Origin of the sequence: Synechococcus sp. R3-13 (genome assembly GCF_047462195.1) — a bacterium.
Lineage (GTDB): Bacteria > Cyanobacteriota > Cyanobacteriia > Thermostichales > Thermostichaceae > Thermostichus.
Genome location: NZ_JANSIO010000191.1, coordinates 1 through 6,590 on the forward strand (window position 1 = coordinate 1; position 6,590 = coordinate 6,590).

Below are 6,590 nucleotides of genomic sequence, written 5' to 3' on the forward strand. Positions count from 1 at the left end.
CCCCTCTCGGACAAAAAGGCTGGCCCCATCACAGTGGGTCAGTTCTCGGGCTTGAGCAACAATCAACTCCAGCAGCCGCTGCAGATCCGTTTCTGAGGAGAGGGCGATCCCCACTTGAATCAGACGCTGGCTGAGGCGCAGGGCATCCGAGGCATCGAATTCGGTTGTGCTGGGGTGAAGACCGAAGGGGGTGGGCAGGCTCATAGCAGGGTTGGTCAGAAGCGTTCACAATGAGCGTTGACAATAAACAATGGCAGAGTCATGGGCGGCGAGCCATTTGCCCCCAGGGATCCTCACAGCTGTCCCGACTCAGTCCGGCTGGGTATCCGAACCTCCGGGGCGATCAGCAGCCCGAAAACACGCCAACACCACTCAAAGCAGCGATGCCTTACTTTAGCTCGAGGAGGCGAGAAACGTTGTGACCCAGGTCAAGCCCAAGGGAACCGATGAGATTTCCCTGCAGCTCGTTGTGGGCCTGGGCAATCCCGGCCCTCAATACGCCAATACCCGCCACAATTGCGGCTTTATGGTGGTGGATCGGCTGGCGCAGCGCTGGGGGATCCCATTGGTTTTGGAAAAGCGATTCCAAGGTAGCTACGGAGAAGGGTTTGCCCTGGGAGGAAAGCGACGCTTGCTCAAGCCGGAAACCTACATGAACCGTTCCGGCCAATCGGTGCGGGCGGTGCTGGATTGGTACAAGTTAGATCTCGCCTCTGTGCTGGTGGTGTACGACGATATGGATCTGCCGCTGGGTCGTCTGCGCCTGCGGGGATCCGGTTCTGCCGGTGGGCACAACGGCATGAAGTCCATCATTCAGCACTTGGGGAGCGAAGGGTTTCCGCGGCTGCGTTTGGGGGTGGGCAAACCCAGGGGCAGCCAAGATGTGGTCGGGCATGTGTTGGGGGGATTTGCGCCTGCAGAACAAGAGGTGCTGGAGCGGGTGTTGAATACGGCGGTAGAGGCCGTGGAGTGCTGCTTGCAAGAGGGACTGAGGACAGCCATGAACCGCTTTAATCCTCTGGATCTGTCTGGGCCATCGTCCGATTTGGATGGATCCAACCCTGCACCGGGCCAAGGCGAGGCTTCCTCCTGAGGAGCAGCTCGTCGTCCACCTGGGTTGTTGGCTCTGAGGGATTTTCCAGGAGCGGGGTGATAAGGGCTTCGTCCCCCTGATGCAAAGGGATGAAGGGCAATACTCCAGATAAGTATCAATTATCTGGACTATCCACCGATGGAACCAGAGCAGCCCACGAAACCCCAATCGCGAAATCAGATCCAAAGCCCCGTCGATCCCCAGTGTTGAGTGGGTTACGGAGTGGGTCGCCGCCACCGCGTCCAGATGTTCTCCAGCAGGCCAATCCCCTGCACCAAGAGGATCCCCAAAGCTGCCGCCACCAGCATGATCACCCACAACCCCACCATGTCGCCGTAATAGGAACGGCTTAACAACATCGGCCCCAGCCCTGCAAAGCTAACAATCGAAATCTCTGCCACAATAGCCCCCACCAGAGCCATCGCCACCGCAACCTTCAGGCTGGTAAACACCATCGGCATAGCCGCCGGGATCCGCACCCAGCGAAATACCTGCAGCGGGTGGGCATGGTAAGTGCGCATCAAATCCAATTGCAGAGGCGGTACACTGCTCAACCCCTTGGCAATGCCGATCGACAGCGGGAAAAAAGCAATGTAGGCCGCCACGATTGCTTTCGGCAACAGACCCCGCACCCCATATTGCCCCAGCACCACCGCCAGCACCGGCGCCAAAGCCACAATTGGCACATTCTGGGAAGCAACAATCCAGGGAAGCATCATCCGCTCAAAAGCTCGCGAAAACACCAACGCCACCGCCGTTGCCCACCCCACCAGCAAAGCCAGCCCCAACCCCACCAGCGTTTCTGCTGCCGTGACCAGAGCGTTATACCCAACTGCGCTCGTGGAAGTGAGGGGGAACGCCATATTTCTCAAGCCCTCCGCCAATTGACCCAAAGAAGGCAGGATCGGGTTGCGCAATAGTCGAGCACACTCCCTGACCGTGCTGCAGTCTGCAGTGCCCTGCTCCAAGAGGCGTTGCGCCGCCGGGCTGTTCGCCCAAATCGCCAAGGGATCCCAAACCAGCAGCAGTAGGATCCCTGTCAGGAGGATGGGTAGCCAGCGTTCACTCAGCGTGCGTAGAGGAGATATCACCGTTAATCCTCGCGGTAGATCGAGACAGAGTGCACGGCACCTGGGATCCCAAGCCACCTGGGATCCCAAGCTGAGAACCCGCACCGCCATAAAAATATAGCCATTGCCAACCAGAGCAACTTCATCGGAAACCATTCTGTTGGCATCAGCGGGACAGAGTCCTCATAAAGTGCCGATGCAGGCATTGCAAGCGGATCGCCATGAGGGTTAGCCTTTGTAACAGTCTTCTGGCAGAGCGATTGCCTGAACAGAGCCGCTCTGCTTGTGCCAACCCAAGACAAAAAGCAGTCCACCTGAGGTTGAGATCTTGCTGTTGAATTGCTGGGATCCCGTTTTGCTTGCCGTCGAAGCCGCTGCCCCCATTGAAGGAGCTGCCAATCTTTCGCCCCTGATCCTGGTAGCGGTGCTGATGGCTCTAGTGGTCATCTATCTGGCCAGCCGTATCGCCGGAGAAATTGCCGTCCGCCTGAGTTTTCCCCCCGTGTTGGGAGAGCTGCTGGGGGGCGTCGCGGTAGGGGCCTCCGCGCTGGGGTTGTTGGTCTTCCCGGAAGGACAAGTTTCCGGCCAAGAGCTGCACGCCTTGGCCCAATCCTCAGCACTGATGCAATTTCTGCAAGCCACTGCCGGCCTCGACGAGGGATCCCTGGTACAGGTGTTCTCCTCCCAAAGCGAGATCGTCGACATCCTCTCCGAGATCGGGGTGATCATCCTCTTGTTTGAAATCGGCCTCGAGTCGGATCTGGCCGAGCTGTTGCGGGTTGGCCCTCAAGCCGCAGCCGTAGCCATCATCGGCGTTGCTGTGCCCTTCCTGGCCGGAACACTGGGCCTACTCTACCTGTTTCATGTGCCCGTTATCCCCGCCGTATTTGCCGGCGCTGCCCTCACAGCAACCAGCATCGGCATCACCGCCCGCGTCTTGGCCGAGCTGCAAAAACTCACCTCCCCAGAGGGGCAAGTGATCATTGGTGCCGCCGTCTTGGATGACGTGTTGGGCATCATCATCTTGGCCGTAGTGGCGGGCTTGGCCAAAAACGGAGAAGTCAACCTTTCCGATATCGGCATCATCATCCTCAGTGCCATCGTCTTCTTGGTCGGCTCCATTGTTTTGGGGCGCCTTCTCAGCCCCTACTTTGTTGCCCTTCTCAACAGCCTGAAGACCCGAGGTAACCCCCTTCTGCCCGCCCTTGTGCTGGCCTTTCTGCTGGCTTATGTAGGGCAAATCATTCATCTAGAAGCGATTTTGGGCGCTTTTGCCGCTGGCCTGATCTTGGCCGAAACCGAGAAACGGCAAGAGCTGGAAGAACAGATCAAGCCCATTTCCGACCTATTGGTGCCCATCTTCTTCGTCTGCGTCGGGGCCAAAACCAACCTTGCCGTACTCAACCCCACCCTCCCTGCCAACCGAGAGGGACTGATCATTGCCGTCTTTTTGATCGGAGTTGCCATTGTGGGCAAGCTAGCAGCGGGCTTGGGGGCCTTTGGCAAGCCGGGCATCAACCGCTACGCCATCGGGGTGGGCATGATTCCCCGGGGTGAGGTGGGCCTGGTGTTTGCCGGTGTGGGAGCCGCCAGTGGAGTTCTCTCCGATGCCCTCGATGTCAGCATCATCGTCATGGTGATTGCCACCACCTTTGTCGCTCCCCTCTGGCTGCGGGGAGTATTGATCGAGGAAGCCAACTCCCCCCCCTCCCTCCTGGACTTGCAGGCAGAAGCGTCAGAGCAAGACCGCAAAGACAGCACCGACGAGACTGCATCAGCGCTCCCAGACTCAGAACGGGTGGGCATTCCTGAGGGCTAAATTATCTCAGCTTTCCCCTCAAACGCCCCCAGAGGGTCTGGAACAGCAGCCGCAGCGGATTGCGGCGTTGAGGCTTCACGTCAATTCTCTCCGTCGTCTCCTCTTGGGGCAAAATTGCCTGCATCGAGGGCGGATCAAACCGCTGCATGGTTGTGGAGCGCCGATCCACCACCTCCGCCTTCACGCTGCGAAAGCTTACAGACTGGAGATACCGCTGAAAATCTTCGTCCGACAACCGACGAATGCAGTACTGCATCCGCACCTGATTCCCCAACAGGATCTGATCCCCATCCTTGAGATCCCAGCTCAAACATCTCTGCCCATTCACCGAGACGCCGTTGGTGCTGCGCTTGCCCTCGATATTGCCGTCCAGCAGCCGGTAGGTATACTGGCCATCTTTTTGGGGTAGCCGCAGCAGCAGCGCGTGTTGCCGGGAAACCGCCGCCGAATCGATGACAATCGCATTGCTGGGATCCCTGCCGATGGAATAGGTGGCAGCACTGAGGGCCACAGCCCGCCGTCCCTGCTCATCATCGATCACCAACACATGCCAGATTTGGGAGGGGGAAGACTGTGCGCCGGTAGCCATGGTCTGGGGCCTTGAGGGGGAGCTGGGTTGACCGTCGAAGTTGCAGTACAGGCTCCTTTCCCGTTAGCGGGCTGGCAGCCACACCTCAGCCATTGCCCAACCCTCGGCGAACCGCTGTGGGAAGAAGCTCAACGAGGGGGAGACTCGGCAAGAGAGGGGCTTTCCCCCATAATAGTAAGGCAGAGTTTCTGCAAAAAAGAGGATAGCTGAAACGTGAACACGACTCCAACCCCAACCCTCCTCGAAGCCCTTCCCCCGATCTACCCCGGCGTTGCCGTGCGGGTCATCAACCCCAACGACACCTACTACTGCTTTGAGGGCCAGGTACAGCGGGTTACCGACAACCATGCCGCTGTCCTCTTTGAAGGCGGCAACTGGGACAAATTAGTCACCTTCCGCCTCACAGAATTGGAAGTGGTGGACAAATCCCGCCCCTAGCCCTGCTCTCCCCTGTCCCTCTTGGAACTTCCCCATGCGCAGCCATTGGCAGGAACCTTTCCTCTGGATCCATGCCGCCGGCATCCTCCTCTTCCCCTTGTGGGTGGGGCTGACCCTGATCGGGCTGGCCACAGGGGATCCCCTCCTGCCGGTGGGGGCGGAGCAGGCTTGGGTGGCCGTGGTGGGCATTGGGCCGGTCTTTGCTATGCAGTGGCGCAAACCGTTTGACATCTTTAGCGTGTGGGTGGCTTCTGTCCCCCCGGAAGAACTTACCCCCGACCAGCGCCGCATCTTGGCCGCCTTCCTCAGCCCCGAACACAAGATCTTGACGCTGTTGGCGGCAATCCTGATGCTGGAAGTCGGTGAGCGCCTCTACGACTTTGCCCCCCTCTTTGCCCCGCTCACCCCTGGCAACGGCACCCGTCTGGCCGGCCTAGCCATAGCTGCCTTTGGATTTTGGGGATCCAACCTGTTCTTGCAGATCCCCATTGCAACGATACGGGTACTCCTCCTCAGCGAGCCGGAGCTGGCCCAAATGGATCCCGTCCCCGTCGAGGAGATTGAAAGCCGCTTCTCCGTCATCGGCGATCGCCGCAGCCCACTCCTGCAACGGCTGTTGCGCCGCATCTCCGGCCAAGATTCAGAAGGCACCTCGAAAGACCAAAAAGACAAGGATAAAAACAGAGCGACAGAAAACCCCCAGCCGGAATCCGAGAAACGGGATCCCTCTGGGGAAGTTGCCATGCCGGCCCCTGAAACTCCCCCCGATCCCACCTAAGGCAAGCTTCCGCAAAAGCTGTAGCTCAATGTTAGATTGGAAGCAATCCAGACATCGTGAAATCGAACCATCGGCATTCCCCTGATCTTCGAGGCTACCGCACCGGCAATGGCGAGCAACTTTTCTTTCCGCTTCAAGCAATTTACCCAACGCCTCAGAGAAACCACCCAACTTCCCCAGTTTTTCACCGATCAAGCCACCAGTGAAACCCAAAACCTCGCTCGGGAGTTGGCTTTGGTTGGGGAATACGCCACTCAGCTTAGCCAAGTGGTGATGGAGGTGGACTTTCTCAACCAGCTCTACACCCGTCTTTTGAACGAGCGGGAAGTGTTGCAGCAGGAAAAAGATCACTTGGAAGCGCGGGTCTTTGAGTTGCAACAGGAACGCAACGAGACGGAGCCCCAGGTGATGTATTTGCGAGAGCAGCTCAGCCAGGCCAGCTTTCAACTGGAACAAACTCAAAACCGGGAACGCAGCCTTAGCGAGCGAGAACGACAGTTGTCGGAAATTGTAGCCCAACTGGAGCGACGGCGGGCTGTACTCAATCAAGCTATCGAAAACCTCACCAACCAAGAGGCCGATTACACCGTTCGCACCAAAGAACTGGAGGCGGTCGTCCGGGAAAACGAAAAGAAAGCCAAGCAGTACCTGGAAGCTGCCAACCACTACCGCGCCTACCTGGAAGAGCTCAATGCGCAAGTGCAAGAAACGCAAGCCAAGCTGAGAAGCCTTGGTGTTGAGCCCAAGCCCGCCGACCTGCCCCGACTTGAGGAGCTGGAAAAACCCACCCCCATCCCAACACC

The 6,590-nt window shown here is 58.4% G+C and carries 7 protein-coding genes and 1 pseudogene; 5 read left to right on the plus strand and 3 right to left on the minus strand.

The window, feature by feature from the left end; all coding sequences use genetic code 11:
* Window positions 1-204: pseudogene (locus NW856_RS05730) on the minus strand (diguanylate cyclase); the annotation flags it as partial.
* 214 nt (window positions 205-418) lie between these two features.
* On the opposite strand from NW856_RS05730, the gene pth reads away from it, so the two are divergent.
* On the plus strand, window positions 419-1,093 hold the full coding sequence (gene pth, locus NW856_RS05735) for an aminoacyl-tRNA hydrolase (protein WP_414344356.1): 675 nt from the start codon (window positions 419-421) through the stop codon (window positions 1,091-1,093).
* Between the two features lie 215 nt (window positions 1,094-1,308).
* Here the strand turns inward: pth and NW856_RS05740 are convergent, their stop codons facing one another.
* Window positions 1,309-2,319, minus strand: coding sequence for an ABC transporter permease (locus tag NW856_RS05740; protein ID WP_414399478.1), 1,011 nt, complete (start codon window positions 2,317-2,319; stop codon window positions 1,309-1,311).
* 178 nt (window positions 2,320-2,497) lie between these two features.
* Here NW856_RS05740 and NW856_RS05745 point away from each other — a divergent pair, with 178 nt between their 5' ends.
* Window positions 2,498-3,982 (plus strand): cation:proton antiporter, encoded by a 1,485-nt coding sequence (locus tag NW856_RS05745; RefSeq protein ID WP_414399482.1) that lies wholly within the window; start codon window positions 2,498-2,500, stop codon window positions 3,980-3,982.
* Window position 3,983: 1 nt separating this feature from the next.
* Here NW856_RS05745 and NW856_RS05750 read toward each other — a convergent pair whose 3' ends face one another.
* Window positions 3,984-4,571: an FHA domain-containing protein gene (locus NW856_RS05750; protein WP_414399479.1), complete on the minus strand. Its 588-nt coding sequence runs from the start codon at window positions 4,569-4,571 to the stop codon at window positions 3,984-3,986.
* Between the two features lie 213 nt (window positions 4,572-4,784).
* Here NW856_RS05750 and NW856_RS05755 point away from each other — a divergent pair, with 213 nt between their 5' ends.
* The 3 genes from NW856_RS05755 to NW856_RS05765 all read left to right on the plus strand — a co-directional run.
* On the plus strand, window positions 4,785-5,009 hold the full coding sequence (locus NW856_RS05755; RefSeq protein ID WP_011432364.1) for an NAD(P)H dehydrogenase subunit NdhS: 225 nt from the start codon (window positions 4,785-4,787) through the stop codon (window positions 5,007-5,009).
* Window positions 5,010-5,043: 34 nt separating this feature from the next.
* On the plus strand, window positions 5,044-5,787 hold the full coding sequence (locus NW856_RS05760) for a low-complexity tail membrane protein (protein WP_414399480.1): 744 nt from the start codon (window positions 5,044-5,046) through the stop codon (window positions 5,785-5,787).
* Window positions 5,788-5,895: 108 nt separating this feature from the next.
* Window positions 5,896-6,590, plus strand: a 695-nt coding sequence (locus NW856_RS05765) for a hypothetical protein (protein ID WP_414399481.1), incomplete at its 3' end; no start/stop codon positions are given.